This is a genomic window from Paramagnetospirillum magnetotacticum MS-1 (assembly GCF_000829825.1).
GTDB lineage: Bacteria > Pseudomonadota > Alphaproteobacteria > Rhodospirillales > Magnetospirillaceae > Phaeospirillum > Phaeospirillum magnetotacticum.
This window is the reverse complement of record NZ_JXSL01000009.1, coordinates 59,307-85,138: the sequence shown is the minus strand read 5'-3', so window position 1 is coordinate 85,138 and position 25,832 is coordinate 59,307. Positions and strand designations below refer to the sequence as shown.

Here is a 25,832-nt window from a genome sequence, read left to right as displayed (position 1 = left end):
GTTCTTGTGTGCACCGCCAGTCAACACGTTAGGACCCATGTGTTGCAGACGTTCGACGCTGGTGTTTCGGTGGTGTTTCGAAGGGCTGGCTCCAGTCTTCCTGCTGAGCTTTCATGGAAGCAGCGTCGAAATACCTGTGAAAAATTGTCGAAACATCCAGGCGTTAGGGTCAGGGGGAAACGTACCGGGGGGGTGACATGATCAGGGTCGTCGAAGAAATGATCCTGGGGAGGGCGGAACAGCTAGCCCCGGTCGGATGTCACGTGATCGACGAGCAGCATCGTCGCCTGTTCGCCCTGGCTGGGCGCCTCACCTTGGATGCTTCGGCCAACGACAAGGACGAAGCCGGTGGTGAGGCGGTGCTGGCCGATCTTCTGGATTACACCCATTCCCATTTTCGGGACGAGGAGGAGTTCATGCGGCTCATCCAATATCCCGGTTTGCGGGTCCACCAGCAGGCGCATGCCTCGATTTTCGCCGGAGTCGACCAACTGCTCGCCCGCATGCGGACGGTGGATCGCCAGATCATGCGGCGGGAGATCGGCTACTTCATCTCCGAATGGCTGGTTCGCCACGTCCTGCACGATGATCTGCAATACACCCGTTACATCCGCGATCAGGTCATGCCGTAGGGGCTTTTCGCGCTGGACGAAAAGGGGCATATCGCTCTGACCGCAAGATCAGGATGGGATTGGTCAAGGCCCCGCGGCGAGCCCTGACCTTAGGCCAGTGAGTGCGGCGGGCACCGAGCGCAGGTCGCCGAACAGCCGAACGCCTGCCATGGGGGGTAGGCGACTGACCCCGGTCCCACCGGCCCAGATTTCGCAAGAACCATCCATGGCGGCGGCCAGTCGACGCAGAAAGGCGTTGGCGTCGCGACCGGGAAAGGCGGCGCTGAACGACAAGGCAACGATATCGGCCGAGCAACGCGTGGCGGCCATGGCGATCTCATCGACTGGAATTTGCGGACCGAGCCACAGGCAATGAACGCCCTCGAGCGCCAGCACGGCGTTCGCCATCATCAGGCCGAGAGAATGGATTTCACCCGGCGCGGTGGTCAGGAGCGCCGTCTGGCTGCTGGTCTGGGTGTCCAGATCGATAATGGCCTCGGTCAGCACACTGGTGGCAACGCCGGTGTATAGATGCTCTTCAAAAACCTGGATAGATCCCTGAAGCCATAAGTCCCCCACTCTCTTATTGAGATTGGCCATGGTGGTGTTCACGAAATCGGCCAGGCCTTGGCGGTTGAGCATGCGGCGCAGGATCTGTCGAAGCCTGTACTGATCATGGGTTTGCAGCGCGTCAAAGACCGTCAGGACGTCCGGGCTGTCGATGCAGATATCCGCTGGTTGCGCCTCCTGAACCATCGACGCCAATTCGGCCTGAGGGCGCCCGACGACCTGATGGGGGCGCATCCCCGAACTGATCAGGCTGCGAATGAGGCGAAGCTGGAACACCTGATCGTTCGGATACAGGCGGTCGCCGTTTTCGTCGCGAAGCGGACGCGGGAAGCCGTAGCGGGTTTCCCACTTCCGGATGACCTCCTTGGAGAGACCAGTTTCACGTTCAATGGCGTCAACCGGTGTCGCGGGCGAGGCCGCTAGAACCGGTAGGGCGGTCAGAACCACATCAACCTCCGCATTCTCCTGGACGCAATGGAGCGCGTCTTTTTCCGCTTTCACGACCCGATGCGGATTTGCATAGGGGATTCAGCGTAATATGTCCTGGACAAAAGCATATCCGATTGGCACACTTCAATCCACAGTTGATTTCGATTGCGACCAATTCAGGGCTGCAAGTGCGGACGCGCGGGAGACGGGCTATGCCTCGAATTCGGATGTTATCGGCTGTCAACTCATTGGAATTGGCTGTTATTCTTGGCTTTTTCGCTGTCGTTGGAGAAAGCCAACTCGCCTTCAGTCAACTGAAGGTCAAGGGTCTGGTGTACGAGCATATTGTCCTGGACATGCGCAAGCCCGAACATCTGGGCGGAGGTCATGGCCTTTCTGCGCGATTGGCTCATTGATCACGTTTTCAACACCGGCAAGGTGGCGGTGGCGGCCATCTCAAAGCTGCGGCAGGCCGTCTGATGGCCGGAAGGTGAAATGAAGCGGGGATGGGCTGTGCGTCCCATTCCTGCATTATCGTCCTAATGGATGTCGATTTTCCGGCTGACTAGGATTGAAAGCTCGGCCGGGACCTTCCAGATCACATCCTGACGCCTCGCTGAGGGGGCGGTGAGGCCATGTTCACCATGACGGCTCTCGCGGGGGGATTTCGGAGTTCAGCCCGTGAACAGCCAAGCTATGAAGAGGTCGGATCTTGGACACCAAACCGATTCTTCGTGAGAAACTGCGGGATGCCACTCGGGCGTCCCACCGGCGTGTCGACCATCATGAGGTCATGGCCTGCCTGGTGCGCGGCCCCATTACGGCCGAGCTCTATGCCCGGTCATTGTCGGCGCTCTATGCACTGCATGCCCCACTGGAGGATGTGTTTTCCGCCCATCTGGGCGGTGACGATTTCGTCCCCGCCAGACGCAGCCTGGACCTTGCCCATGACCTGGAAGTGCTGGGCCATGATGCCGCCAAAGTGGCCCCGGTCTGGAATGGCCGCCGTCCCGATGGGCTGGCGGCCTATGTGGGCATGCGTTACGTCATCGAGGGGTCGGCGCTTGGCGGGGCCATGATTGCGCCTCAGCTGATCCGGCGCCTGCCACCGGAAGCCCTCGACGCCTGCCGTTTTTTCACCTTCCAGATGGAGGGGCAGCAATGGCCCCGATTCTGGAGGCTGGTCGATGGTCTGGGGCCCATCGACGTCCACCAGGCCTGCGATGCGGCGGTCGGGCTCTTTACCGAGATCGAGGATCTATGGGCCGCCTTCCGCCAACGATGACGCCTGCCGACAAAACGGTATAGGTTTGCCCATAAGCTGAGAATCGCCAAGTCGTGATTCCAATGGCTTAGCATTTTCTGATTCCAGCATAAGCCGAGAAAATTTACCCATAAGCTGGGAAAAGCCTACAAAATTAGGGTATAAGCTGAGAAAAACCTACGACACGCAATATATGGTGCCTATGTTGCTGCTGTCGTGCCGCATAGTGTGTTTTTTACGGGGGGCATTTTTGGGTTTTTTGGGATTTCTGATGCGGTCCTCGGGCCGGCGGGCCTGAACCACTCGCTCTACGCTCCAAAGATGGGATGGGGCTCCTTCATTGATCTGAAATGCGCTTAATTCGAGTCGTCGAGCGATGCGGCATTGATGATGACCCGGAACTTGTCCAGGAAATCTGGATGGCGGCTTTCTAGAAAACGTGCAATTTCCGGATTGGCCACCAGTTTTGAAAGGTATCCGGTGGCGATAACGAGATTAAGGACATCGTCGCCGTATGACGCCTCCACCGCTTTGAAGTCACGTTGCAACGTTTCCATTTCACGTTCCATACGAGCCATTTGTTCGGCGGTGATACCACCGATCTTCTTGGGGCGGTCGGGGTGGACGAGGTCGTGCTGGCGTGTCGCGGCGAGCAGCGCCTTTGCATAGGCTGAGGAAAAATTCCCCGCCGCCGTCATCAACTCGGCAGCCTCAATCTGACGCGGAGGCTTCATCTTTCTCAACACCTCGAAGGAGGTGGGATTGACTGACTTGTCCTTTAGTAGATCTACGACCTCAGGACAGATTCCGTCAAGCAAGGCGCGTCTGCGCCAGATCAGTGAGACATCGACGTTGAGTGCTTTGGCGAGCTTCTCCTCGGGTACGCCGCGTTCCAGGGCGCGCACGATCATGTAGTGTTCCTGAATGGTGGCAAGACGGGCGACCCGTTTGTTGTAGGTAAATGCTTCATCGTCGTCGGAGACGAGGCAGCGGACCATCGTTTCGCCCCTATCAACCAGTGCGGCGAGGCGAAGATGCCCATCGAGGAGCAGGTAGTGCCCAGCGGGTTCCTTTGGTCGCGCCACTACCGGCGGTTCGATGATACCGCACTCCGCGATTGAGCTTGCGATCCGGCGGTACTTTGTGGAATTTCGCTGCACGACGCTCACCTGCCGAAGCAGCAGAATGCCCTCGATCGGAAGCATGATCAGGGCCTGCTCAAAGGCGGTCTTGACCGGATCCGTCATCTTCAGGTCCGTGCTCCGCCGAGACGCTCAACCAGGGGCTTTGGCATGGTGTGCATCGCCTCCGCCCGCAGCAATGTCACGAAGTGTTCGTCGTCGAGCAGACGCCGTAGCGCGTTGACCACGAAAAGGAGGCGGCTTTGGGCGAGCGTTGCCTTCTTGACCAGTAGTTTTTGACGCTCGGTTTCGATGCGGTAGGCACGCACAAGTGCATCGGCCGTGACCGGCTTCCTGGATCGGATGCTGCCAACACTTTGTATGTTTTTTCCATTCCGTCTACGCTCTTCGATGATTCTCCGTATGGCAAGCACCTGATTGCCAGGCAGGGTCTTGTTCTCATAGGCATCAGCCAGAGCTTCCTGGACCTCGGCGTCCTGAGATCGAGCGATTTCCATGGCGATGGTGTGTGGCATGATGCCGCGTTCGACGGCGGCCAGAAGCCGCTTCTCGGCATGTTCCAGCAGATAGCAGATGGCGTAAATGTATTCGGCGCTGAAGTCGGTCTTCACCGCGATCTCGGTCGTCGAGTAGCCCCGGTCTTTGAGTGCGCCGATTTCTCGGATCAGCTCCAGGGGGGTATGCTGCCGTCGGGCCAGATTTTCGACCAGGCTCATGACAAAGCAATCGTCCTCTGCCGCTTGGATGACCACTGCCGGTATCTTGGTTTGGCCGAGCGCGACGAAGGCCTCCAACCGTCCCTGGCCGCAGACAAGGTCATAACCGGATCCATCCCCTCGTAGGCTGACAGTGATCGGTTTCTTCAAACCGAGATGCGCGATACTGGTTACCAACTCGTTGAAGACGCGCTTGTTGCGAGCCCGTGGATTCAGCACAGTGATGGAGTCGATCGGCACCATGTGAATTTGCGGGGAAGGTTCGGTCATGCTGCCCTCCAGATGCTGCATCGGGCAGTCAACTTGAAGAACCGATCCAGCGTGTCGAAGCGGAAGGCGTCCAAGAAGATGCCGTTATCCTCTTTCAGTCGAAGATCGGCCCCCATCATTTCCGTGCGGGGCAAGAGGTAGTAATCGAGAATCTCCTGGTTACCAGCAGCCATGCGGATCGCCACGGTGATGTCGGGTCGAAGCCCTGCATCGAAGCGAATCTTCCACCGCAGCGCACCGGCCTGGGTCTCTTGGCAGCGGACGATCACGATGGAGGCTGTAAACTCTCCATTGATGGCAAGGAGATCTGTTTCGAGATCGCGTCGAACAGTCCCGCCAAGATCTTCGATGGCGGTGATCGCGCGCTCGACGATGTCAGGATGCATCCGCCGCAGAAAGCGGTTGATCTCGACATAGCGGTAATCCCTGCCTGGCGCATAGCCGACAAGCTGGTAGGCCCGTAACAGGCTGCCGAAACGGCTCCGGTAGGCAGAGCTGGAAGGCATACCATCCATCTCGTCAATGATAAGCCCGGATAATTCCCCGCGATCCGCCAAGAGGCCTGCCAGGCGGTCAAGCATTTCTCCATCGGAATAGCGAACGCTGCGTGCGACGATGATGTCTCCGGCTGTTCGGAACATCTCAATCGGCACGATGGCGGGGAAGGCTCCATCTCGGCGGATCCATATGTCGGCTCCGTTGTGGACGCGCTTCTTCTTGAGTTTGAACGACATGCGGTTGAAGACGTTGTTGCCGACGTATTTCTCGTTGGACAGTACCTGGTGGATGGTGCCTCGCGTCCACGGACGTCCGTAGTCTGTCGATAGGCCTTCGGCGTTTAAGATTGCGGCGATTTCACCCTCAGTTTTCTTCCCATCAACGAACATGCTGTAGATCCGTTGGACAATCTCGACCTCGTCGGGCGGTCCAGGAACCAGAACCACGCGATCGGTCTGCAGGCTCTTGTGTTCGCCTCGGGTTAGAATGCCTTTTGGTGAGCCGCGTTCGTCCAGCAGCATGCGCCGCAATCCGAATCCGGCGGCACCTCCTTGCCGGTAGCCCAGTTCGATCAGGCGGCACTGGCCAGTGAAGACCTTGACCGAAAGCTCGCGGCTGTATTCGCCCGCCATCGCACGCTTCATCCCTTTGATGATGGTGGCGCTCAGGCTGCCGTCGTTTTCAAATTGCTCAGCACAGAACTGGACGGTGATTCCCGCTCGTTTGCAGACATGTTCGTAGTAGGCGCTTTCGTCGGCGTCCTGGAAGCGGCCCCAGCGGCTGATGTCGTAAACCAGGATGGTGGTAAAGTCGGTATTTCCCGCCTCGACATCATGGATCAGAAGTTTGAGGGCATCGCGGCCATCGATGCTCAGGCCGCTCTTTCCCTCATCAGCGTAGGTCCGAACGATGGCAATGCCTCGTCGGGCCGCATACTGGGCGATGATGTCAGCCTGATTTTCGGTGGAGTAGCGCTGGTGCTCGGTCGACATCCGGACGTACTGGGCGGCGCGAACGCCTGTGGATGCGTCGATGCCGCCTTCGCGCTTCTCCCTGTCACGGAATTCGCCCAAGTCATCCATCCGTTCTCGTGACCACAACTGGCCAGACTTTGCTTCGGCGAGTCCTCCAGAACATGAAGTTACGAGAAAGGATCTGTGAATGTCGCTTTCCAAGAATCACCGAAAGATTCGGCCCCATTTGGGAAAAGCTTTTCCTGAAAATGATGAGCCGTTGCCGGGAGCCGGTGGATTCGCTTTGACCATTGGAGATGCATTGCGGCGTCAATTCGGCGGGACAACGGCCGCCGTAAAGATGGTTGTGGCGTTGACGGGTGCCAATGCGCGTGCCGTCAGGAACTGGTTTGCAGCGAAGAATGGTCCCAGCGGAGAGAACCTCATCGACCTGATGCGCCATTCAGACGAAGTGCTTGAAGCGGTACTGGTGATGGCGGGGCGTGTTGACTTGGCCAAGGTCAAGAAGTTGGGAGATGCCAGGAAGCAGCTCCAGCAGATGCTTGCGCTCATTGACGAAATCGAGGCTCGGTGAAAGTCGTCCGGCACGCTGGCTGCCCCGGCGTGCCGGACAGAAGCAGGAGTTGGAGCGGCGAAGGTTGAAGGGTGGTGCTGGGGGTGGTCAGCAGAAATATTCGGGTGTTCTTGCTCGGAATTTGGGGTTGTCGACTTATTCCTGGTCGATCAGAATTGCCCAATTGCATCGAGAAGGAGTTGGGCGGGCATGAGTGGTCGTGACAATAAGAAGCTGAATGCGCCAATTGAGCCTGATGGCGGCCATTCGGAAAATCCGGTTGCTCCAGAAGAAGTCTATATGCGGCCAAGACTGCCTGCGTATATGGATGAGGTGCTGGCCACTATACATAGCGTTAAGATATTTGAAATTGCGTCACATAGGGAGGTGGCTGTTGTTGATGCTGAATTGAGAAATGGAGAATGGTATGTAAATTATTTTATGTGCGATCGAGATGATGGATTGGTTCATCGTGATCTTGTGCGTGCCGATGACTATCTAACAAAGTCTGGAGCCGCATGTAGTTTATACGAACTTTTGGAGAAAGCCGCCAAAGGGACACTTGCCGAGTCCGACATTGTGACATTACGAGAGTAGGGCATATCCGGGAAGACATTCAGCCGGATGGGGCGGTGGTGGCGTTCATAAGGCCCGTTATGCGACAGAGTTCGAGGCGTTTCACGGAACTCGCATAGTCCTGACTCTGGTCCCGTAATCCAGGCCCAATCAAACCGCCGTGAAACAGGGGTGTCAGCCCGCCAGGGAGGACGGCGAAGACTTTGACGCCGCCCACGCCCTATCCCCGCCGGAACGGGTGGCGGCCCATCCGCCCCAGCTGCTGCAGAACCTCTCCAAAACCCGAGGGGACCGATACCGTCCCCTGGCGGGTGACGATCAAGGTGCCATCCTCGCCCGCACCAGCCTCGCGCAGTCCAGCGATACAGGTGTCGCGAATGGCATGGCGCACCCCATCCACATCCCGGACCACCAGGAACGGGCCGACGCATTCCACCGGATCGTTCTCACTCATCGCCGGAGGTCTTGCGGTTCGGCGAGATTGAATAGACCGCATCGTCCGGCGCGGTGTTCCCGGTAGCGATGGCCGCCGAGAAGGCAGCAGTGGTCTCCGGTGAGATGGTTTCGAGCTGAGCCTGCACCATGGCATCCACCGCCGCCCCAGAGCGCCGCCGGGGCCGTTTCGCTTTCGCCATCTTGCCCTCCTCCTTGCCGATCAACCCGGCCATCGCGCCCGCCCCATCAGGTCCGACCCCGTTTGAGCCGATCCGCCACCAATCCCACCAGGTCGATTCCCTCCAAATCGGATTTGGCGAAGATATACTGGCGGCTGCCATCCATCTCCGGGCCGCAGATCGGCACGATCCCATGCTTCCCCAGCAGAGTGATCAGGCTGCTTGCCGAGGTGCCGAGGCTTTTGGCGATTCGTGACGCCACCAGGTGATCGTGGTGAAAGGCCGACACGCTGGCCGGATCGATCACATAGAAGCCCCGTTGCAGCTCCTTGGGTACCCGTTTGATCCGCCCCAAATCCAGCAGGTGGCTGACGACGCCTTTCTTGAGTCCGAGCATGGCCGCCGCTTCCAAGATGGTGATCGCCGCAGAGTGGGTTTTGCGGGTGCGATCGCACCAGGCCAACACCTGAGAATGGTCGAAGACAAAGGCTTTGAGGCCCTTGTCCGAGGTCTCATCGATGGGCGTCAGCGCGCCTTCGGCCATGGCTCGCACCAGATCCGCCAGGGCAATGTTGTGCCGCCCGGCCAGGGCGCATATCCCGTGGAAGCTGATCTGTCTGGTTCCGGGCGGAGCAGGTTGCCGTCTGTTTTGAATCGTTTCGAGCAGGTGTTCGATCGCCCCGAACCGGAGCATCCAATAGCCTTTGCCCTCGGCAGAAGGGCGGTGTGGGGCATTGATGATCTTCGCCTCGACCAATTCGTGCACGGTGGCGCGTTTGATCCCCAGCAGGGTGGCGGCATCGGTCAGGCCGATCAGATCGGCCCTCGCCGCCATCAGCCGGTCCAGGCTGGCTGGATTGATGCGGGTGAAGGCGCGACTGCCACTCACCACCTCATCGGCCATTAAGTCTCCGCTCTCGATCAACTGGCGCAGGCGGCTTTCGCCGATGCCACTGCGCGATGACGCCTCCTTCAAGGTGAGAAAGCTTTGCTCGGCCTGGAGGACATAGCGATTGCGGCCATCGACGAAGCCGCTCCAGGTTTGGCCGAGATAGCTCTTGAACGCCTCGCGCACGAAACTCAGTGGCCCCTCGGGAATCTGCTTCAGCACCACTTCGTAGAACGGACCAAACTGCGAGATGACGTTGGTGGGGCGGGACTCCAGCTTATGGACGGATTCCAGGTAGCGCCGGAAGTTGGTCGGCCAATCCTCCAGCAGGGTGGCTCCCTTAGCGACGGCGTCGTGTAATGCGTCGATGGCGATGTCGTCCGCCACGGTATCGCCGGTGGAATACGGGCGGTTGGAAAAGCGTGCCGCCATCAGCATGACCACCTGGACGAAGTCGTTGAGGGTCAGCGTCGCCAGGGGACCGGTAAACGGGCTTGGCCCCGGATCCGTGGTTTCTCCGACCAGCTGATGAATGTGACGCGCGGTGGCAATTGCATGGGGTGTGGCGCGCGCCGGGCGCTTCATGTCGCACAGGCTTTCTTGGCATTTACGGCAGCGTTCGACCGGACCGGAGCTAAAGGTGGTTGATTCCTGGCAATGGGGACATTCTTCGCGCAGCACCAGTTCATGTTGGGGGCAGACGGTCACCGCCACCACATCCCAGATGCCGCGATGATACTGACTTTTCTTCAGACATAACGGGCAGTGCCGCCGCTTGGCGAGGCGAAGAAAGCGGCGCTTAAGCGGATGTCCGCGAAATGAGTGCAATCCCTCACCGTGGTCACCGTCTGCAGGGAGGTAGGCCAGATTGCGCAGGGTTGCCACCGGAAGCCCGACCAGAACCGCTAGGCTGGCATAGTTACGCTCGGCCAGAGCGACGGTGGGGCAGGTGGCCCCGACATGCTCGGTGATCCAATTAGGGCTGTCATAATGGTTCATCATCGCTAGCCGCATCAGCAGGCCCGGAAGACTCTCTCCCGGCCTTGGGGCGCTTCGTAGCGCCAATGGATAGGGGGCTGCCATCGCTGCCAATCTCCTATCGGGTGGTCAGAACGTCGTGGGGACGGAGGTGTTTGGTGTCCACGCTATCGTTAATCAGTGACAGCGCACCGGGCTGCAGCGGTGTGCGCTCCAACACCTTCTCGTCCAGGAAGGGGTTGTTCCTAGGTGCCGCATAGCCCCGAGGGAGGAGATTGACGATGACCTGGTCATAGGCCTCGGCCAGGCGAGTTGGAGACAGCACTGTTTCATCCGCCAGAATGGCCGCCTCGGAAGCCTTGCGAATGACGTGGATGGCATGACCGATCAGGCCGGAACTCGCCTGGTAGAGGGCGAAGGCCGCACTGTGGTTCCACAGATCCGGGGCTTGATCAAAGGGAAGCCGGGAGGCGATGGCCTTGATCACCCCGCGAAAATCCTTGCGATGCGCCTCAATGCCCCAGTCATAGGGGTGTAATTCGATGATGCGGGAGAAGCGCCGCCGCAACTGCTCATTGTAGTCCAAGATCCGCTGGGACTTGTGGATTCCAAGCAATAGAACCGGAACCTTCGTCATATTAATCAGTGACTTCAGCCAGTCGGCAGATGTTTGGATTATCTTCCGCTTATCCTCATCGATCAGATGCTGGAACTCGTCGAGGATCAAAAGACGGACTTCGCATTCTCGGATAAGCCGGTAGATCCGCTCCGTCTGAGACGCGACCGAGCCCCTTGCGTAATTGTTGTCCTTCATGGCGGCGAGCAGACTGGTGGCCAAGCCCTTGGCCGTCGCCGCCGCTGGAACGTCGATCATCAGCACCGGCATGGTCCGGCGGAACTCGGTCTCGATGGCGGGGTGGCCATGCACCAAGGCTTTGGCGATGGTCGACTTGCCGCTGCCGGATAATCCAGTAGCCAACAGGCAGGACGGTTCCGCCGCAATACCGCTCATCTGCATCGCCCGCTCGGCCGCGTCATAGACAGAGCGAAACTGGGGTGTTTCCACGAGGATACTGTGCAACACGCTGAGGCGAGCGATTTGGCGGGAGGTGAGGCCTTTGGACATCATTTTTGGCGAGGTCCGGTCGGCATAGTGCTGGTGGTTAAGTCTGGGATGTCGAGATCGTCATCCAGACCATTGGTGGGGGCGTTTCTACTCTTGGGCAACTCGGCCACCTGGGACGGTGTGGGGCTGAGCCCGTGGTGCGATGCCGCATCATGATTGCCGAAACGAACTATCTTCTTGCGGGAGCGGATGCTCTTCTTATTTGTATCTCTGTCAATAATCCTTGATATGTCGTGTCTTGCTGCTAGTAAGTTTGAATTATTCATTTCATTCTTAAAATTCTTTCTAACATAATTTAGGCATATCCTGTGTGCGTACTCCGATAAGTTATTTGTATATTCTTGATCGGTGCAAGGCACTTCCAAGGGCTCTGCCAACTGTCGGTGTGTTACGAATATAGAGCGAAGAGCTGATGGATCATATGTTACACTGACGACGTGCTTTTTATGGTGCAGCGACCTGATAGCCTCAAGACCATTACAGGAGTAAGTAAGGCCCTTAAAACTAATCCCATAATGATGAACTTTCCTTGTTCCTGCTGGTTTGTTTAGGTGAAACCTCAATGAGTCGATTTTTGTTGCGGGCCTGATTGGATGAGTTTCTGTGCCATTCAGCCATCGACTTAAGGGTGTTTCCATCGTTGTTCTGTGTGGCTCGTTAAGCTCTATATCAACGACGAACTTATGGAAAACGCTGACGAACTCATCGTAGCCAATGACCGCCGCATCGGCGGCATTGTAGTCGCCCCGATCAATGTAGTTGCTAAACGTTGTGCCGTATAGCTTGTGAGAAAAGCTGTGATTAACAAGTTTCATTACATTTTCAATAATTCCCTTCGTCCATGGCGATCGTACCCCCGCATAATCAATATGGATGCCGAGTGCTGAGCAGGATTGTTCGAAGGCGATGCTATGAAATTCGCGGCCATTGTCGCACATTATGCGCTCTGGAATTCCGAAAACAGGCCATTTGCACTTAACGTCAATGTATTTATTTTCAATGTAATCTTTTGGCCTTATCGCATGCTCCAGACATCTCGCAACAGAATGATAGCTTGGCGGTTCAAAGCCAATGTAGAATCCAGTAATAGCTTTTGAATATACATCGACAGATACTGTAATGGTTGGCTGGCCAATAAACTGACATTTCTCATTAACAAGTAGTATGTTTATTGGCGTATGGTCAATTTGCCATATTTCATTTGTTCTAGTCGCCGTTATTCCGGGGCCAAAAATGCCGTGATGTTGTCGTGCCTTTGCTCTGCCAAAACGAGATTTTTGTAGGTCGTATTGGTTCATATTGTTTATTGCCGTTTTTACGGATGAATATGAAGGTAGGGGCTGTTTCGTTTCGTGTAATGGGTCTTCATTGTATTTGCTAATAAGGTATAGTACTTCTCGGTGAACATCCTGGATGGTCAGGCGATTCATTGTTTTGTACTTCTCTTTAATAGCGTCATCTATGATCTTTTTTACCTCTGGAGAGAGTTTTGGAATTCTGTTTCCCTTTCGATGAGTATTTGGGGCGAGGGCAAGAGATGCTCCGTCAGACTTCCGTGCCTGACTGGCGAGGCGATAAAGAGAGGATTGGCTCGGGACGGGATCATGCCAGCCATTTTGGCTTATAACTGCGGCGGCCAACTGTTTCATTGTTTGTGGATTAAGTTTGCCTAACTCTTCAGCTGCCAGAATTGCCTGCCCGATTTTCCAATTTCTAAACATTTTATGCTTGTCGTTTTCGGACAGATGTTCAAAGCGAAGCGGGGAGGTGGCCTGGCCTCCGGCATGCTCATCCGAAGGATTGAGGTCCAATTGCTCTTCGTACAGGGCTTTAAGCAGGCTTTCGTCGGACACATATTCGATGCGCCCCGTCGGATTGCGGAGTTCGATCTCCACATCAAGCCTGCGCTCAACGGTATACAAAACCCCTCTGTACTTTAGCCGCTTGCCGAGTTTCATCTTGGGGGAAGTCATGGCCGCCAAACCTTTGTTTCAGCAGAGAGCGGGTGGTCGAGATCGGCCAGGAGGCGGCCGTCAATAAGATACGGCAGGGCACTCTGCCACCGGTGAGGGGTGGTGAGGGCCTGAAGGGTGATGGCCGTATCTACTACGGGCAGGCGCTGGTCCAAGTCGGGGCGTTCTGCTTCATCCCAGTCTCGATAGCGCAGGGCCAGGCCAATGTTGCGGAGCCTGGGCTGCCTGCGAATTTCCACTTCAGTGACGGTCTTGAAGATATAGCCCTGGCTTTCGATACAAAGCTTTGCAGCGGCCAGCCTGGCGGCCACATCAGGCCCCTTCAAGTATTCGAGCTTCTTGACCTCATGGATTTCTATACGTAGCGGATCGCAAAACGTAACCTGAAAATCCGGAGTGTAGGTCCGCATTCTTCCGTCATGGAAGAATGTAAATCGCATTGGCTGTTCGTTAAATGAGCCTATTCCGTAATCGAACTCCATAATGTAGGCGTAATCACGCTCAAGAGTCGATTCGCAATATATTGTTCTGCCATTTTTTTTGCTTTGGAATTTTGACCGTATAGCAGTCTTATTTCCATTGAGCGGGTTCCGAACTGGTTTCATTGTGTTGCATGCCGCCTACAAGTAAACAGTCGCTATACACTAAGGCTCAACTTGCGTAGAGCCCTTTGATTCGGTGCGTGTGACAGTATTCAGAGTCTTTGCGGCCAGAGTCAAGCGTATTTTGCTAGGTTTCTGACGGCGTGTTGCTACAGATATTTATGAGATAAAAATTATGATAAATTTTTAATTCGCATTAAAGTGTTACATCTAGATTCGTGGGATGTGTTGTATGATTCTTAGTAAGATTGCTATTGCCGGTTCGGAAAATTTTTCTCAATGAGATGTCCGAAATTTTTAAATCATATAAATTTGATGGGCGAAAATTTCTTAGAAAGCCATCCTGTTTTGACAAAGAGATAAGTTTGAAAAAGAATCTGAAGACTATTCGGATTAAATGCGGCCATGGTGGTTTTCTGACGAGAAATAGGAAGTCTGAATACGCACTCCCTTTGCAAAAACGGCACGCGCGGGCATCGAGGCCATGGTTGGTTACCTTTGCATCGAAGGCCCCACAGTTGCTGGGCATGAGGCACCCTGGCTCTCAATGGGGCGGTGCCATTTTGACGGCTTTGCGCCCATGGCGGTCCTCCAATTGTCTTAGCAAAGTGCTCGAAAACGGCCATTGGGGCGACTGTTGGGCATGTCGCGGTTGAGCCAGCTCCCGCCGTCTTCGGCCGTCACGATATAGTGACTGATCGCTGGCGCGGCATTCTCCTGCAGCGTAACGTGGTGCCGTCAATAGCGGCTATGGCACTCCCGTTTCTTGCCCACTCTTCGCAATGTACGGGTGCTATCTTGCAGATATATCACTATTGGAATATGGTCGCGCGATGGCTTTTCCGGTTTGCTGGTATTCCTGCCGGTCCGATATTAAGGATGTGTGGAGCGTGTCGATAGGGGCGGCAAAGAGTGTCAACTAATACAAGAAGTATATTGAGGTATCCAGGGAGCAAAGCTCGCTTTCGTGACTTCATCGAGAAGACGATGGAGCTCAATACGACTCGGCCACGGACTTTCATTGAGCCTTTTTGTGGCGGGGCCAGTGTGTCAATAGCTCTGCTCGAAGATGGTGTGATTGATCGCGTAGCCCTTAATGACGCTGATCCGTTGATCGCGTCCCTTTGGAGTACTGTTTTCTCGAAGAATGGCTCGGAGTGGCTGGCAGAGAAGGTCATGTCAATCCCGCTGACCATTGCCGAGTGGAAATCGCAAAAAGAACTTGTTCCAGGAAGGATGTACGACGCTGCCTTGAAGTGTCTTTACCTCAACAGAACCTCATTTAACGGAATCATTCACCAATCGGGGCCGATCGGCGGATGGGGGCAAGCCAAGAATACCCTTGACTGCCGATTTAACCGCGAGCGTTTAGCAAGCAAGATCCTCTCCCTTGGTAAGCTGTATGAGCAGGTTTCTGTCTCGAACTCTAACTGGTACCAATTCTTTGAGTCTATGACTGGAGGAAATAGTGCATTTTTCTACATTGATCCTCCGTACTATTACAAGGCTGAGCAGCTATATGGCTTCGTATTTTCGGCTGACGAGCATGTTGCATTGCGCGATTACCTGAAGTATCTCAAGGATCCTTGGCTCCTGTCTTATGACGATGCCGCAGATGTGCGCGCCTTGTACGCCGACATGTCTACCAACGCCCGAGTGATCGACAACACCTACTCGACCCACCCACTTGGAGGTGCGTCCTTCGTGGGACGAGAACTCATCTACACCAATCTCAAGAAACTTCCGCCACCTGACCATAGTGAACGGACCCATATCGGGATCAGCGTCCGCTCCGCGAATATCGAGCAGGCGGAGAAGCATCCACTGCGAATTCCGATCTCGACCACCGCCATCAGTTTGGTCACTGCATAGCCGTTTGGCAGACAGGGGGGAATGATGTCCACGACGCTTAACAGCAAGGTTGCCGGCGGCCCACTCCTCGGACTGATCGGCGGCTCGGCAAACGATCACGTCGGCTATGTCTATTCTATGAGCTTCAACGAGGCGTGCGTTCTCACCAACGATAAATGGAAGGAACGCGTCGCAGGGATCCCCCACAACAGCTTCCTCGTCGCTGCAGCGTTTGATCCTACGAACATGTCGAACATCTCCGAGTTCGACCGAGAGGTTGTGCTTCTGCGTGTGCTCGGTCCGGCTGCACTCCCGTCAGACACAGATCTACTCAAGACGAGAATTGAGCACAACCAGCGGCGAGTCGAGGGCGAACAGTTTGCCAAGGACAAGCTCGATGGCATGGATCCTCTGACGCACGCTGAACTCCAATTTGGAGCTCTGAGATGTCGGATACTCGGCACGTTCTATGTGGATGACAAGGAGATGCGGCTCGGTAGCGATCTTGAGAACTACTTCTGCTCGACCCGCCTCCGCGTTTTCAAGCCTCGTGGACAGGCGTTGGAGACGATTGTCAACCACATCAATCCGGAGATCCGTCGCAAGTCCATCGCGGAAGCGGAAGCTGCAGGATTCAAGAAGACTCCTTCTCCGATTCGCATTGGCACAGTCCGATACACGTCGACGGCCAGGCTTCACCGCGGTCCCACGGAACCACTGGTCAAGGTGATGATCCAGCCGTCGGATTTCTTGGGCCGTAGGACCGCAGTGCTCGGCATGACGAGGACGGGCAAGTCCAACACCGTAAAAACCGCCGTTGCTTCGGTCCATCTCGCGGCGTTGAGGGATGACGTCAAGGTTGGCCAGATCATCTTCGACCTGAACGGGGAATACGCCAACGCCAACCATCAAGACGACGGTAGCTCCATTGCGGAGGTCTTTGCACAGGATTGCGTCCGCTACAGGGCCATCAACACGCAAGGTTTTGAGGACCTTCGGACAAACTTCTATCTCGAATGCGGTGACGCCCTGAACCTTCTGTCCAGGCTTACCAAGGACGACGCGTACCGCAACCAGACGGACCTTGAGCAATTTCTCGATAGCGGGTTGGAAGAACCAGACGTCACGGACCAGTCAAATCACAAGCGATGGGAAGTTCGGAAGGCTGTATTCCAGTGCATTCTTCGCGCTGCTGGGTTCAAGCCAGCACCGAACCTGACCGTTCGCTTTCCGGTCAATCAGGCAGTTCTGACGGCCGTCGCCGCTGTGGCGGGGACGCCAAGTCCGATACCGGCGGGCAAGGGCTATGTTTCCCTGCCGATCGATGCCGCCAGTGCATGGTTCGAGGCGGTACGACAGGAGAATTATAATCTTCGGCGGCTGCAAAAGGACAATGGTCAGGCCATAACTGGGTTCACGAGCTCATCGGGGAAGCCATGGGTCAATCCGATGTTGGAGTCCTACCTCAACGTGCTTGCCAGGGAGAATCAGACAGGCACACCGATCCGTGGATTCCGAGCGATCGTTCCTTATATCGAATATCACTCTCCAATAAGGCAGGCCGACGTCATTGTTGAGATCATCGGCCACCTCGTAAAAGGGAAGATCGTTATTCTCGATCTGTCGGCTGGCCCAGACCAAGTGCGAACTGTCCTCTCCGAGCGTATTGCCAGGCACATATTCAAGCACTCTTTCGCCGAGCTAAACGCCGGGAAGAAGCCGCAGAACATGGTTATCTACGTGGAGGAGGCCCACAATTTGATCGGCAAGAAGGACGATCTTACCTCTACGTGGCCGCGTATCGCGAAGGAAGGGGCCAAGGCGCGGATATCCTTTGTCTATGCCACACAGGAGCCGTCCTCCATCCATCCAAACATCTTGTCCAACACGGAGAATTGGTTCGTCACCCATCTGAACAACGAGGACGAGTTGAGAGCTCTGGGCAAGTTTTACGACTTTTCTGATTTCCACGATTCGCTCAAGTCTGCCCAGGATGTTGGCTTCGCGCGGATCAAAACCCTGTCGTCGCCTTTCGTCGTGCCCACCCAGATCGAGCGGTTTACACCGGCAGAACTGAAGAAAGAGGTTGCCGCCATCGCGGCAGGCAATTCGCAAGGTTGAGGTCGTGCCATGCCTTACCAGGGACAGAAAGCCTCCAAAGGCGGCCACGCCGACCTGATCAGGAATCCAGATGTTGAGGCGTTCCTCAATGACTGCGTTTACATGCGTGAGCCCAGCGACGACGAAGGTGCTGCCATTGCCAGTCAGTTCCTGTCAGCTCCGAAGGGTTCCGGTCTTCCTAACTGTGTAGTGGCCTCCGATGCCAGTCCATATTCGGATCCGATCAGCAACCGCTTTCCGAGCACCCAGGTCGGCTACGTGAAGGTCAGCTTGATAGCCTTCGACATGAACAACTTCAAAGGGTTGATCGAAGCGGGAAGCTCCCTGATCGATCCGTTCAAGGTGGCAGCATTCCACCGCGACGCCGAAGCGGTCTCATTCACGCTGCCAGGGAGCAATGTGAGATACAAGGGGGCGAAGACCGTAAAGGATGGGTTTAGGCTCGCCGTCTACGAGCAACTTTCACACGATCGCACCTCATTCGGCGCGCAAGGCATCACCGCAAAGGACACACTCCTCTCTATTGAGGATGGAAAGATCGAGATAGACAAGTGCCCCGCATGCGGGGCGAAACACGCATTTGAATTCGATCCGAAGCATGAGCAGATCCAGTGCCCAGCATGCAGCCAAATAGCTTACGTCACCGACTATATGCGAATCCACGAGCAGATCAGCGACTACGGCGACAACTCAGCGGCAATCACCAGGTTCATGAATGCGGCAGAGCACTTGCTCGTAGCAACACTCGTAAAGACGCTTGCCGACAGCAACTTAACGCAGCTGTCCAGCATGGCGTTCATCATCGATGGCCCGCTTGCCCTGTTTGGCCAGCCCGCAAAAGTCCATTCACCTTTGATGAGATTCTATCACACCGTATCCGATATTCTCTCAAAGAAGGGCTATGAACCTCCATTGCTGATTGGACTTCAGAAAGAAGGCCAGGTCATGGAACATGCTAGATCTTTGGACAGGTTTTTGAAGCCAAACACATTCCGTGTCATTGACGATGATTACCGTGCTCGATACATCAATGGCGGCCCAACACAACTCGACAATTTCGGTCACGAGACGTACTATGGGCAGGACTTCATTCTAAAGACTGAATCTGGCCGTATCTTTACTGTTGGAATACCTTATCCGTTTCCAGACAAGACGAACCGCTCTGTTTTCGCCAAGCAGAAGAGCGATATCTCGCGTTACGCGCCTTGGCTGGGCAGGGCCTTCGATCTGGTGCGGCACCTGGAATTCGATCTCTACGAGAGTGCGGTAGTACCGGTCGCGCTGGCTCATCGCCACGCTTCAATCAGCCTTGTACCTGGCGGAAAGATGCTGGATCTGCTCACGAAAAAGCACGTGGGCAACCAAACTTGAGCGTAGGAAGCAGAATTCTGCTTTGGACCGGCTCCGGTTCCAACCTTTGATGATTCGCGATAGGGGAAGATGGGGCTCGTAATAGGGGCCTGTTGACCGTCGAATGGCCTAGTTGGGTTAAAATCTGCTGATGCGCTTTTTCCACGGCAGTGTCCGATTTGCCTAAATTGCATCAGAAACCCGCAATTCCGCTCCCGGCCCAATTTCGCTCAGCCCATAACGGGCGTTCCAAGGGTGGGTGCCAGTCGCCAACAGTGGACGGGCTGCAACTGGCTTTATCTGAAGCATCTGGAACAGCATATGGCTCTGCCCAGAATACGCCGTTACCAAAAACTCGAACGGTTCTGGTTACCGCCTCTCCCGCCGATGAGCCAATCGCTCCCGAACCTTCAAACTGACACTTACATCTTTGCTCCGTAGGTCGTTTTGCCGTTTCCGGGTTTGGTCTTTATCAAACCAACCCGCGACCCGAAATATGCCCGCAGTAGCTGCCACTACAGAGACAATTGCGTAAAGAAAAGACCAATACGATACAAAGCTAAATGGCGCGGACCATGAAATGACATGCATGTCATCGATGCTAAGTGTGTCTTTCCAGATTGAAACTGGCATCTTATCCTGATAGGTAGATCCTATAAGCGCAAGAATGATCGAAGTTATTTGCACCAATGCGAAGTGTTTGAAGGTGCTGTTTATCTTCATATATGGACTATTCTTGTCGCGAGTTGTTTTGCCAGATATCCTGCGCCGAAAATCATCATCGCCAAATGCCATTAATATTGCGTATGCACCAATGGTGAATCCGACAATATTCGGCATAATAGAAATGGTGTGCTCCCACCATGCCTGATATAACCACCTCTTCCAAAGGAGTATATTTAAAAACAGCGCGCAATGAAAATATGGCGACGTAACTACGGCGAACGTCCCGCCGTAGTTACTCCAGTATTCTGAAAACAGCGAAATTACGCTATTATATTGGCGCAGAGACATTTCTACCCATCATCCTCGCAATAAAGCCGCGAACCGCGCTGCTAAATGCGGTCGTCTCAGGTGTTTCAGTCGGATCATAGGCTACGCGATAGATTAGAGGGTGCTCGCTCGTTGACTGCTCCACATTGTTTCCATTTTGGTCAATGCCTACAGCCTCAACGCGACCATTGGAAAGAGCAACTGTCGCCAGTTTCTCGGTCAGTTTATCTGGGACAAAGGTCATGCCGGGAATTGCTTCAAACTCTAATTTTAACGCACTTGCATTCTGCTTAGTCAAACGATCCTCGACATCTTCATCTAGGTCACCAAAATCGTCCGGGTTTGGTCGTTTTATCAGAATAGAGAGGCGCTTCAATTTTGATAAATTGAATATCTCTTCTAGTTTCTGGGCATCAGCCACAACGTCGGCATTGACTTGCCCAAATATTTTTACTATTTCCTCGTTAGAAAATATGCTCGCCAAATATCGCAGCGCTATAGATGGGCTAAGCCCGCCATCGACACCCTGGACCTCAAATGTAAATAGGTGCCTTTTTAAATCAAACTCAAACATAAATGAGCGAAAGTTGGGTTTAAGGCCGGGTGGAATGTTGATGTGCTTGACCTCATCATCCTTTGCGGCCTCAAACTTAGCCGCATTGAACCAAGGCAAATTCAGGTCGATCTCGGTAAAGCGCGCGAGCGTGCCCTTCACGACGAATTCATCTCTTTCATCGATCGAACTCATCAAGAGGTGCCGATCGCCGTGAACACGAACGGGTTGCTTGAGATTATAGACCGACCGGAGCAGCCCGCGATATTTATCCGCCGTGTGCGGATGTATCCTTAAATTGATCGCCCCAACCGACAACGTTCTATCCCTCGCCATATCCCCCTCCTGATTCTCCTAACTTGAAGGGTTATCCCACAACCATGGGGCGCGCGGCAACAGGCTATTTCCCCGCACGCGCCCATCGCATGCATGCTAACTTGACTGCTTCCGATTGCACCTCTTGCGGGTAGAGTGCGTATCTTCCCACTGCTTCTCCTGAGACATGGATGGTTGGGATGTCCATTGGACGGACACCCCAACCAACCGGTATCACGCTTTGATTCCGGTGATACTGTACTTAATTCCAAGTCCGCTTCATGCCATTTCCTACCCAAGAACCCGTCCATCCACTTACGGACCCATACCGCCATTCTATTTTGCATATGCATGAGTTAGGCGTAGGCGCACAGATACCAGCTGGCAAGGACAAAGCATGGGGTGGCATTGCCTATCCGCATGCATCGCCAAAATGATTCCAGTGAGACATTTCCTGAACACCGTCACGTGAGCCTGCGCAGGCCGTGTTTTGCGGAAATTCTCAGCTTATGGCTATGATTCTCAGCTTATGCCCAAAATTCTCAGCTTATGGGTAAACCTACACGGCTACACGTCCAGATCGGTGGCGAATTTGGCCCGTTCCTGGATGAAGGCGAAGCGCAGTTCCGGCTTCTTGCCCATCAGGCTTTCCACCAGCCGCGCCACGTCCTTGGCCTCTTCGTGGTCCTCCTCGGTGCGGCCCGAGGGTATGGTGACCCGCAAAAGCGTGCGCTTTGCCGGGTCCATGGTGGTTTCCTTGAGCTGGGCGGGCGGCATTTCGCCCAGGCCCTTGAAGCGGCTGATCTCCACGTTCTTCTTGCCCGCGAACAGGGTCTTCAGCAGCTCTTCCTTATGGGCGTCGTCGCGGCCATAGATGACGGTCTGGCCATGGGCCAAGCGGTAAAGCGGCGGCAGGGCAAGGTAGAGATGGCCGTTCCTGATCAGATCGGGCATTTCCTGATAGAAGAAGGTCATCAGCAGTGAGGCGATATGGGCGCCGTCCACGTCGGCGTCGGTCATGATGATGATCTTCTCGTAGCGCAGCTTCTCGTCGTCGTAACTGTCGCGCGCGCCGCAGCCCAGGGCCTCCATCAGGTCCTTGAGTTCCTGGTTCTGGCGCAGCTTGTCGGTCGACGCCGAGGCCACGTTGAGGATCTTGCCTCGAAGCGGCAAGATGGCCTGGGTCTCGCGGTTGCGGCCCGACTTGGCGGAACCGCCCGCCGAATCGCCCTCCACCAGGAACAGTTCGGTGCCGACGTTCACCGAGCGCGAGCAGTCGGCCAGCTTGCCGGGCAGGCGCAGACGCTTGGTGGGCGTCTTGCGGTTCATTTCCTTGGCCTGACGGCGGCGCGCCCGGTCTTCGGCTTTCTCGATCAGGCGGGTGAGCAGGGCGGCGGCCGAGGCCTTGTCGCCCGACAGCCAGTGGTCGAAATGGTCCTTGACCGCGTTTTCCACCAGACGGGTGGCCTCGGGGCTGGCCAGCTTTTCCTTGGTCTGGCCCTGGAACTGCGGGTCGCGGATGAACAGGCTGACCATGACGCAGGCGCCGACCATCACATCCTCGGCGGTGATCTGCCCCGCCTTCTTGTTGCCCGCCATCTCGCCATAGGCGCGCAGGCCCTTGGTCAGGGCGTTCCTGAAGCCCGCCTCGTGGGTGCCGCCCTCAGGCGTCGGCACGGTATTGCAGTAGGTGTTGACGAAGCCTTCCTCGTCATCATCGGGCCAGGCCACCGCCCATTCCAACTGCCCCATGTCGTCGGACAGGGGCGCGGTGCCGTTGAACACGTCCTTGGTGACCAGCGGGCGTTCCTTCAGCACCGCCTTCAGAAAGTCGGTGAGGCCGCCGGGAAAGTGCAGGGTGTCCTCGGCCGGAATCTCGTCGCCGTCCTTGATCAGCAGCGGATCGCATTTCCAGCGGATCTGCACGCCTCTGAACAGATAGGCCTTGGATCGCGCCATGCGGTAGAGCGGGCCGGGGCGCAACTGGGCGCGCTCGCCGAAGATCTGGGCGTCGGGGTGGAAGATGACGGTGGTGCCGCGCCGGTTCTGAACCGGGCCCACCTTCTCCAGCGGTCCCAGCGGCAGCCCGCGCGAGAAGCGCTGGCTCCACAGCACGCGGTCGCGGGCGACCTCCACCGTCATCGCATCGGACAGCGCATTGACCACCGAGACGCCCACGCCGTGCAGGCCGCCCGACACCTTATAGGCGTCGCCGCCGAACTTGCCGCCCGAATGCAGCGTGGTGAGGATCACCTCCAGCGCGCTCTTGTCCGGGTATTTGGGATGGGGGTCGACGGGAATGCCGCGGCCGTTGTCCCTGACCGTGCAGGTGCCGTCCACGGCCAGTTCCAGCTCGATCCAGCCGGCATGGCCCGCCACCGCCTCGTCCATGGAGTTGTCGAGCACCTCGGCCACCAGATGGTGGAGCGCGCGGTCATCCGTGCCGCCGATATACATGCCGGGACGGCGGCGGACGGGCTCTAACCCCTCAAGGACCTCGATGTCCTTGGCGGAGTATTCGGTCGCCTTGGGGGCGAGTTGCTGGAACAGGTCGGACATGGGTGGCATTATAGAAATGCGCGACCGATGCGCAAGCGCATGCTGTGGCGTTATCAAAGTTAACCACAAGATATTGTGAGAGCAAGATCCCCATGAGCGAGAGCCCCAGGCCGGAAAGCATTGAGATCAGCGGGGCGCCGCGCGGCCGCCTGTCCACCCGGGCCATTGCCATGCCCGCCGACACCAATCCGTTCGGCCATGTGTTCGGCGGCTGGCTGATGAGCCAGATGGATCTGGCGGGCGGCACCCATTCCTATCGCCGGGCGCGCGGCCACACGCCCACCGTGGCGGTGGAGGGCATGGAATTCCATCAGCCGGTTTATGTGGGCGACGAGGTCAGCTGCTACACCGAGGTCATCCGGGTGGGACGGACCTCCATCTCCATCCGGGTGGAGGCCTGGGTGCGCCGCCATGGCGGCAGCGACGCCCTGGTCCGGGTGACCAGCGCCGTCTTCACCTATGTGGCGGTGGACGATCAGGGAAAGAAGCGGCCGGTCCCGCCCGAGGAGTGAGGCAAAGCAGGCGACACCCGAGATCAGACCTTCAGGATCGTCATCCCGGCCTTGAGCCGGGATCCAGGAACCGTGGGCAAGGATGTCGGGATTTCCCCTGGACCCCGGATCAAGGCCGGGGTGACGAGTCCGATTGCCAGGCATCCTGTAAATCGTCGAAGACCCAAAAAGTTAGGCCCGCCAAAATCGGCGGGCCTTTTTTTCGCTGTCGGATGCGGCTGTTTTAGAAGGGGATTTCGTCGTCCAGATCGGCCGGAGGCTCCCAGGACTGGCCGCCGCCACCGCCGCCGCCCTGGCGCGAGCCGCCGCCGCCGCCGCCGCCCTGGCGCGGGCCGCCATCGTCATAGCCGCCACCGCCGCCGCCACCGCCGCCATCACGGCCGCCCAGCAGGGTCAGCTCACCCTTGAAGCGTCCGATCACAACTTCGGTGGTGTACTTCTCCTGGCCGGACTGGTCGGTCCATTTGCGGGTCTGCAACGCGCCTTCGATATAGACGCTGGAGCCCTTGCGCAGATAACGCTCGGCCACGTCGGCCAGGTTGGGATTGAAGATCACCACCCGGTGCCACTCGGTCTTTTCCTTGCGCTCGCCGGTGCCGCGATCCTTCCAGGTCTCGGAGGTGGCGATATTCAGGTTGACGATCTTGTCGCCGTTCTGGGCGGTCCTGACTTCGGGATCGCGCCCCAGATTGCCGACGAGAATGACCTTATTGACGCTGCCAGCCATGGCGATAGGGCTCCCCTGGTAAAAACGTGGCGCGGATCATATTGCATGGAGGCGGCCCGAGAAAGGGTTAGATCATCGAGCGTCAAATATGACGCACGATGATCTCTCCTTATGTTTACCCCTCGCCGGGCGCGCGCATCTGCGCTCTTGGCCGCCGCCTCAATGGCGGCTGATCGCGGCGCGCCCCAGATTTGGCGCTCGCCGCTAATGCTTGGCCTTGGTCGGCGGGGCGGGGACCAGGCGCCCCAGCATGGAGGTCAGGGCCTTGGCGAAGACGGCGACGCCGCTGCGGTGCATGCGCAGGGCCATTTCAGCGCCCTTGGCCAGTTTGAAGCCCAGCACGATATGTTCGTCATCGGCCTCCGGCTGGATGGTCCAGCGCTCCACCGACTGGGCGGGGGCGGTTGGACCGGCGGCGGGATGGGCCGGATCTTCGGACGGCGCGCGGCCCGCCTGTTCCAGCCAGGCCGACAGCAGGGCCAGCTGATCCAGGGGCAGCACCACCACATGCTCCTCGCCCGACTGGTCGGCCAGCACGACGCGGACCGCATCGCCGGTATCGGACGCGCGGGCCGAAACCACCTGGGCCGCTGATATTTCGTGCTTCATGCTTCGTCCTGGGGCAGGAGGAGCGGGCGGGCATTATGCCAGAGCGTCGCCTCCAGACCCAAGGGCGATGATGGCAAATCCCGTATGGTGGCCCCAGGTCTGTCCCATGGAATCAAAAGGGCCCCGAAACGGGGCCCTTTATCGAAACTTGCACCGGAAGGCTTACTTGGCCTTGTTCCAGGCGCAGTTTTCCTTGGTGGCGCGCGGCGTGCCCAGCTGACCCTTGTCGTCGGGCTGCTGATAGAAGGACACGGAACCGTCGGGCATGCACACCGGATCGGAGAAGCCGCCGAAGGGCTCCCAGCGGCCGGAACAGCCAGCCAGCAGAAGAACGGTGCCCGCGACCAGAATAAGCTTCTTCATTATCCTTCTCCTTTAACCATACGAAAAGCAAACTGGGCGCAGGATACAAGCGGTTGGAAACCGAGTCCATCCGTCTTGTGAGAGGGGGGCGGCC

Annotated in this window: 25 protein-coding genes; 8 read left to right on the top strand and 17 right to left on the bottom strand. The window is 56.6% G+C overall.

From position 1 onward, the window contains the following. Positions 1 to 197 precede the first annotated feature (197 nt). Positions 198 to 632: a bacteriohemerythrin gene (locus CCC_RS00795; RefSeq protein WP_041039221.1), complete on the top strand. Its 435-nt coding sequence runs from the start codon at positions 198 to 200 to the stop codon at positions 630 to 632. A 63-nt stretch (positions 633 to 695) separates the two neighbouring features. Here CCC_RS00795 and CCC_RS00790 read toward each other — a convergent pair whose 3' ends face one another. Further along, a complete protein-coding gene (locus CCC_RS00790) occupies positions 696 to 1,628 on the bottom strand; it encodes a MerR family transcriptional regulator (protein ID WP_009869635.1) in 933 nt (310 codons plus the stop codon). A 227-nt stretch (positions 1,629 to 1,855) separates the two neighbouring features. After that, entirely contained in the window at positions 1,856 to 1,999 is a 144-nt protein-coding gene (locus tag CCC_RS22340; RefSeq protein ID WP_160295490.1) for a hypothetical protein, read from the bottom strand. A 323-nt stretch (positions 2,000 to 2,322) separates the two neighbouring features. On the opposite strand from CCC_RS22340, the gene CCC_RS00785 reads away from it, so the two are divergent. Beyond that, positions 2,323 to 2,895: a biliverdin-producing heme oxygenase gene (locus tag CCC_RS00785; protein ID WP_160295489.1), complete on the top strand. Its 573-nt coding sequence runs from the start codon at positions 2,323 to 2,325 to the stop codon at positions 2,893 to 2,895. Between the two features lie 335 nt (positions 2,896 to 3,230). Here the strand turns inward: CCC_RS00785 and CCC_RS00780 are convergent, their stop codons facing one another. The 3 genes from CCC_RS00780 to CCC_RS00770 are packed head-to-tail and all read right to left on the bottom strand — an operon-like array spanning position 3,231 to position 6,582. After that, positions 3,231 to 4,121, bottom strand: coding sequence for a plasmid partitioning protein RepB C-terminal domain-containing protein (locus CCC_RS00780; RefSeq protein ID WP_009869637.1), 891 nt, complete (start codon positions 4,119 to 4,121; stop codon positions 3,231 to 3,233). Positions 4,122 to 4,123: 2 nt separating this feature from the next. Next, the gene (locus tag CCC_RS00775; protein WP_041039362.1) at positions 4,124 to 5,002 is read right to left on the bottom strand and encodes a plasmid partitioning protein RepB C-terminal domain-containing protein; all 879 of its coding nucleotides are present in this window, start codon (positions 5,000 to 5,002) and stop codon (positions 4,124 to 4,126) included. Next, the gene (locus CCC_RS00770; RefSeq protein ID WP_082036445.1) at positions 4,999 to 6,582 is read right to left on the bottom strand and encodes a recombinase family protein; all 1,584 of its coding nucleotides are present in this window, start codon (positions 6,580 to 6,582) and stop codon (positions 4,999 to 5,001) included. The genes CCC_RS00775 and CCC_RS00770 overlap by 4 nt, the downstream gene beginning before the upstream one ends. Positions 6,583 to 6,661: 79 nt before the next feature. Here CCC_RS00770 and CCC_RS00765 point away from each other — a divergent pair, with 79 nt between their 5' ends. Together CCC_RS00765 and CCC_RS21975 are read left to right on the top strand one after the other, a co-directional pair. Beyond that, positions 6,662 to 7,048: a hypothetical protein gene (locus tag CCC_RS00765; protein ID WP_041039218.1), complete on the top strand. Its 387-nt coding sequence runs from the start codon at positions 6,662 to 6,664 to the stop codon at positions 7,046 to 7,048. 189 nt (positions 7,049 to 7,237) lie between these two features. Beyond that, positions 7,238 to 7,624 (top strand): hypothetical protein, encoded by a 387-nt coding sequence (locus tag CCC_RS21975; RefSeq protein ID WP_152619660.1) that lies wholly within the window; start codon positions 7,238 to 7,240, stop codon positions 7,622 to 7,624. A 199-nt stretch (positions 7,625 to 7,823) separates the two neighbouring features. Here CCC_RS21975 and CCC_RS00760 read toward each other — a convergent pair whose 3' ends face one another. Genes CCC_RS00760 through CCC_RS00735 form a run of 6 tightly spaced genes read right to left on the bottom strand, consistent with a single transcriptional unit; the run spans position 7,824 to position 13,665 of the window. After that, positions 7,824 to 8,057, bottom strand: a complete 234-nt coding sequence (locus CCC_RS00760) for a hypothetical protein (protein ID WP_009869640.1) — start codon at positions 8,055 to 8,057, stop codon at positions 7,824 to 7,826. Next, entirely contained in the window at positions 8,050 to 8,271 is a 222-nt protein-coding gene (locus tag CCC_RS00755; RefSeq protein WP_009869641.1) for a hypothetical protein, read from the bottom strand. Before CCC_RS00755 ends, CCC_RS00760 begins: the two co-directional genes overlap by 8 nt. Positions 8,272 to 8,284: 13 nt before the next feature. Then, on the bottom strand, positions 8,285 to 10,189 hold the full coding sequence (locus tag CCC_RS00750; RefSeq protein ID WP_082036444.1) for a TniQ family protein: 1,905 nt from the start codon (positions 10,187 to 10,189) through the stop codon (positions 8,285 to 8,287). Positions 10,190 to 10,202: 13 nt separating this feature from the next. Then, on the bottom strand, positions 10,203 to 11,213 hold the full coding sequence (locus CCC_RS20945) for a TniB family NTP-binding protein (protein ID WP_052472844.1): 1,011 nt from the start codon (positions 11,211 to 11,213) through the stop codon (positions 10,203 to 10,205). Beyond that, on the bottom strand, positions 11,210 to 13,183 hold the full coding sequence (locus CCC_RS21490) for a DDE-type integrase/transposase/recombinase (RefSeq protein ID WP_082036443.1): 1,974 nt from the start codon (positions 13,181 to 13,183) through the stop codon (positions 11,210 to 11,212). Before CCC_RS21490 ends, CCC_RS20945 begins: the two co-directional genes overlap by 4 nt. After that, entirely contained in the window at positions 13,180 to 13,665 is a 486-nt protein-coding gene (locus CCC_RS00735; protein ID WP_160295488.1) for a TnsA endonuclease N-terminal domain-containing protein, read from the bottom strand. The genes CCC_RS21490 and CCC_RS00735 overlap by 4 nt, the downstream gene beginning before the upstream one ends. Before the next feature lie 1,032 nt (positions 13,666 to 14,697). Between CCC_RS00735 and CCC_RS00730 the strand changes: the two genes are divergently transcribed. The 3 genes from CCC_RS00730 to CCC_RS00720 are packed head-to-tail and all read left to right on the top strand — an operon-like array spanning position 14,698 to position 19,128. Continuing rightward, complete coding sequence (locus tag CCC_RS00730; protein ID WP_160295487.1) at positions 14,698 to 15,657, top strand: DNA adenine methylase; 960 nt, start codon at positions 14,698 to 14,700, stop codon at positions 15,655 to 15,657. 21 nt (positions 15,658 to 15,678) lie between these two features. Next, complete coding sequence (locus tag CCC_RS00725) at positions 15,679 to 17,757, top strand: ATP-binding protein (protein ID WP_201773273.1); 2,079 nt, start codon at positions 15,679 to 15,681, stop codon at positions 17,755 to 17,757. A gap of 9 nt (positions 17,758 to 17,766) precedes the next feature. Continuing rightward, a complete protein-coding gene (locus tag CCC_RS00720; protein WP_041039208.1) occupies positions 17,767 to 19,128 on the top strand; it encodes a DNA double-strand break repair nuclease NurA in 1,362 nt (453 codons plus the stop codon). Between the two features lie 348 nt (positions 19,129 to 19,476). On the opposite strand, the gene CCC_RS21970 is transcribed toward CCC_RS00720, so the two are convergent. From CCC_RS21970 to parE, 3 genes are all read right to left on the bottom strand, one after another. Continuing rightward, positions 19,477 to 20,121, bottom strand: a complete 645-nt coding sequence (locus CCC_RS21970; RefSeq protein ID WP_152619658.1) for a hypothetical protein — start codon at positions 20,119 to 20,121, stop codon at positions 19,477 to 19,479. Then, the gene (locus CCC_RS00715) at positions 20,102 to 20,989 is read right to left on the bottom strand and encodes a DUF4747 family protein (RefSeq protein WP_041039206.1); all 888 of its coding nucleotides are present in this window, start codon (positions 20,987 to 20,989) and stop codon (positions 20,102 to 20,104) included. Before CCC_RS00715 ends, CCC_RS21970 begins: the two co-directional genes overlap by 20 nt. Before the next feature lie 546 nt (positions 20,990 to 21,535). Continuing rightward, a complete protein-coding gene (parE, locus tag CCC_RS00710; protein WP_201773272.1) occupies positions 21,536 to 23,527 on the bottom strand; it encodes a DNA topoisomerase IV subunit B in 1,992 nt (663 codons plus the stop codon). Between the two features lie 92 nt (positions 23,528 to 23,619). Here parE and CCC_RS00705 point away from each other — a divergent pair, with 92 nt between their 5' ends. Continuing rightward, complete coding sequence (locus CCC_RS00705) at positions 23,620 to 24,039, top strand: acyl-CoA thioesterase (protein WP_009868947.1); 420 nt, start codon at positions 23,620 to 23,622, stop codon at positions 24,037 to 24,039. 223 nt (positions 24,040 to 24,262) lie between these two features. On the opposite strand, the gene ssb is transcribed toward CCC_RS00705, so the two are convergent. The 3 genes from ssb to CCC_RS00690 form a co-directional block, all read right to left on the bottom strand. Beyond that, the gene (ssb, locus tag CCC_RS00700; protein ID WP_009868948.1) at positions 24,263 to 24,766 is read right to left on the bottom strand and encodes a single-stranded DNA-binding protein; all 504 of its coding nucleotides are present in this window, start codon (positions 24,764 to 24,766) and stop codon (positions 24,263 to 24,265) included. 204 nt (positions 24,767 to 24,970) lie between these two features. Then, a complete protein-coding gene (locus CCC_RS00695; protein WP_009868949.1) occupies positions 24,971 to 25,375 on the bottom strand; it encodes a hypothetical protein in 405 nt (134 codons plus the stop codon). Positions 25,376 to 25,537: 162 nt separating this feature from the next. Next, positions 25,538 to 25,738 carry a lipoprotein gene (locus tag CCC_RS00690; RefSeq protein WP_009868950.1) on the bottom strand — a complete coding sequence of 67 codons (201 nt, stop codon included), beginning with the start codon at positions 25,736 to 25,738 and terminating at the stop codon, positions 25,538 to 25,540. Positions 25,739 to 25,832 lie beyond the last annotated feature (94 nt).

What these genes read in the sequence shown, in the direction of transcription:
- CCC_RS00775 (WP_041039362.1), bottom strand. Translation starts at nt 5,002, where the DNA reads ATGACCGAACCTTCCCCGCAAATTCACATGGTGCCGATCGACTCCATC.
- CCC_RS00780 (WP_009869637.1), bottom strand. Translation starts at nt 4,121, where the DNA reads ATGACGGATCCGGTCAAGACCGCCTTTGAGCAGGCCCTGATCATGCTT.
- CCC_RS00725 (WP_201773273.1), top strand. Translation starts at nt 15,679, where the DNA reads ATGATGTCCACGACGCTTAACAGCAAGGTTGCCGGCGGCCCACTCCTC.
- CCC_RS00755 (WP_009869641.1), bottom strand. Translation starts at nt 8,271, where the DNA reads ATGGCCGGGTTGATCGGCAAGGAGGAGGGCAAGATGGCGAAAGCGAAA.
- CCC_RS00760 (WP_009869640.1), bottom strand. Translation starts at nt 8,057, where the DNA reads ATGAGTGAGAACGATCCGGTGGAATGCGTCGGCCCGTTCCTGGTGGTC.
- parE (WP_201773272.1), bottom strand. Translation starts at nt 23,527, where the DNA reads ATGTCCGACCTGTTCCAGCAACTCGCCCCCAAGGCGACCGAATACTCC.
- CCC_RS00690 (WP_009868950.1), bottom strand. Translation starts at nt 25,738, where the DNA reads ATGAAGAAGCTTATTCTGGTCGCGGGCACCGTTCTTCTGCTGGCTGGC.
- CCC_RS00770 (WP_082036445.1), bottom strand. Translation starts at nt 6,582, where the DNA reads ATGGATGACTTGGGCGAATTCCGTGACAGGGAGAAGCGCGAAGGCGGC.
- CCC_RS20945 (WP_052472844.1), bottom strand. Translation starts at nt 11,213, where the DNA reads ATGATGTCCAAAGGCCTCACCTCCCGCCAAATCGCTCGCCTCAGCGTG.
- CCC_RS21490 (WP_082036443.1), bottom strand. Translation starts at nt 13,183, where the DNA reads ATGACTTCCCCCAAGATGAAACTCGGCAAGCGGCTAAAGTACAGAGGG.
- CCC_RS00735 (WP_160295488.1), bottom strand. Translation starts at nt 13,665, where the DNA reads ATGGAGTTCGATTACGGAATAGGCTCATTTAACGAACAGCCAATGCGA.
- CCC_RS21970 (WP_152619658.1), bottom strand. Translation starts at nt 20,121, where the DNA reads ATGTCTCTGCGCCAATATAATAGCGTAATTTCGCTGTTTTCAGAATAC.
- CCC_RS00795 (WP_041039221.1), top strand. Translation starts at nt 198, where the DNA reads ATGATCAGGGTCGTCGAAGAAATGATCCTGGGGAGGGCGGAACAGCTA.
- CCC_RS22340 (WP_160295490.1), bottom strand. Translation starts at nt 1,999, where the DNA reads ATGACCTCCGCCCAGATGTTCGGGCTTGCGCATGTCCAGGACAATATG.
- CCC_RS21975 (WP_152619660.1), top strand. Translation starts at nt 7,238, where the DNA reads ATGAGTGGTCGTGACAATAAGAAGCTGAATGCGCCAATTGAGCCTGAT.
- CCC_RS00705 (WP_009868947.1), top strand. Translation starts at nt 23,620, where the DNA reads ATGAGCGAGAGCCCCAGGCCGGAAAGCATTGAGATCAGCGGGGCGCCG.
- CCC_RS00715 (WP_041039206.1), bottom strand. Translation starts at nt 20,989, where the DNA reads ATGGCGAGGGATAGAACGTTGTCGGTTGGGGCGATCAATTTAAGGATA.
- CCC_RS00765 (WP_041039218.1), top strand. Translation starts at nt 6,662, where the DNA reads ATGTCGCTTTCCAAGAATCACCGAAAGATTCGGCCCCATTTGGGAAAA.
- CCC_RS00720 (WP_041039208.1), top strand. Translation starts at nt 17,767, where the DNA reads ATGCCTTACCAGGGACAGAAAGCCTCCAAAGGCGGCCACGCCGACCTG.
- CCC_RS00695 (WP_009868949.1), bottom strand. Translation starts at nt 25,375, where the DNA reads ATGAAGCACGAAATATCAGCGGCCCAGGTGGTTTCGGCCCGCGCGTCC.
- CCC_RS00750 (WP_082036444.1), bottom strand. Translation starts at nt 10,189, where the DNA reads ATGGCAGCCCCCTATCCATTGGCGCTACGAAGCGCCCCAAGGCCGGGA.
- ssb (WP_009868948.1), bottom strand. Translation starts at nt 24,766, where the DNA reads ATGGCTGGCAGCGTCAATAAGGTCATTCTCGTCGGCAATCTGGGGCGC.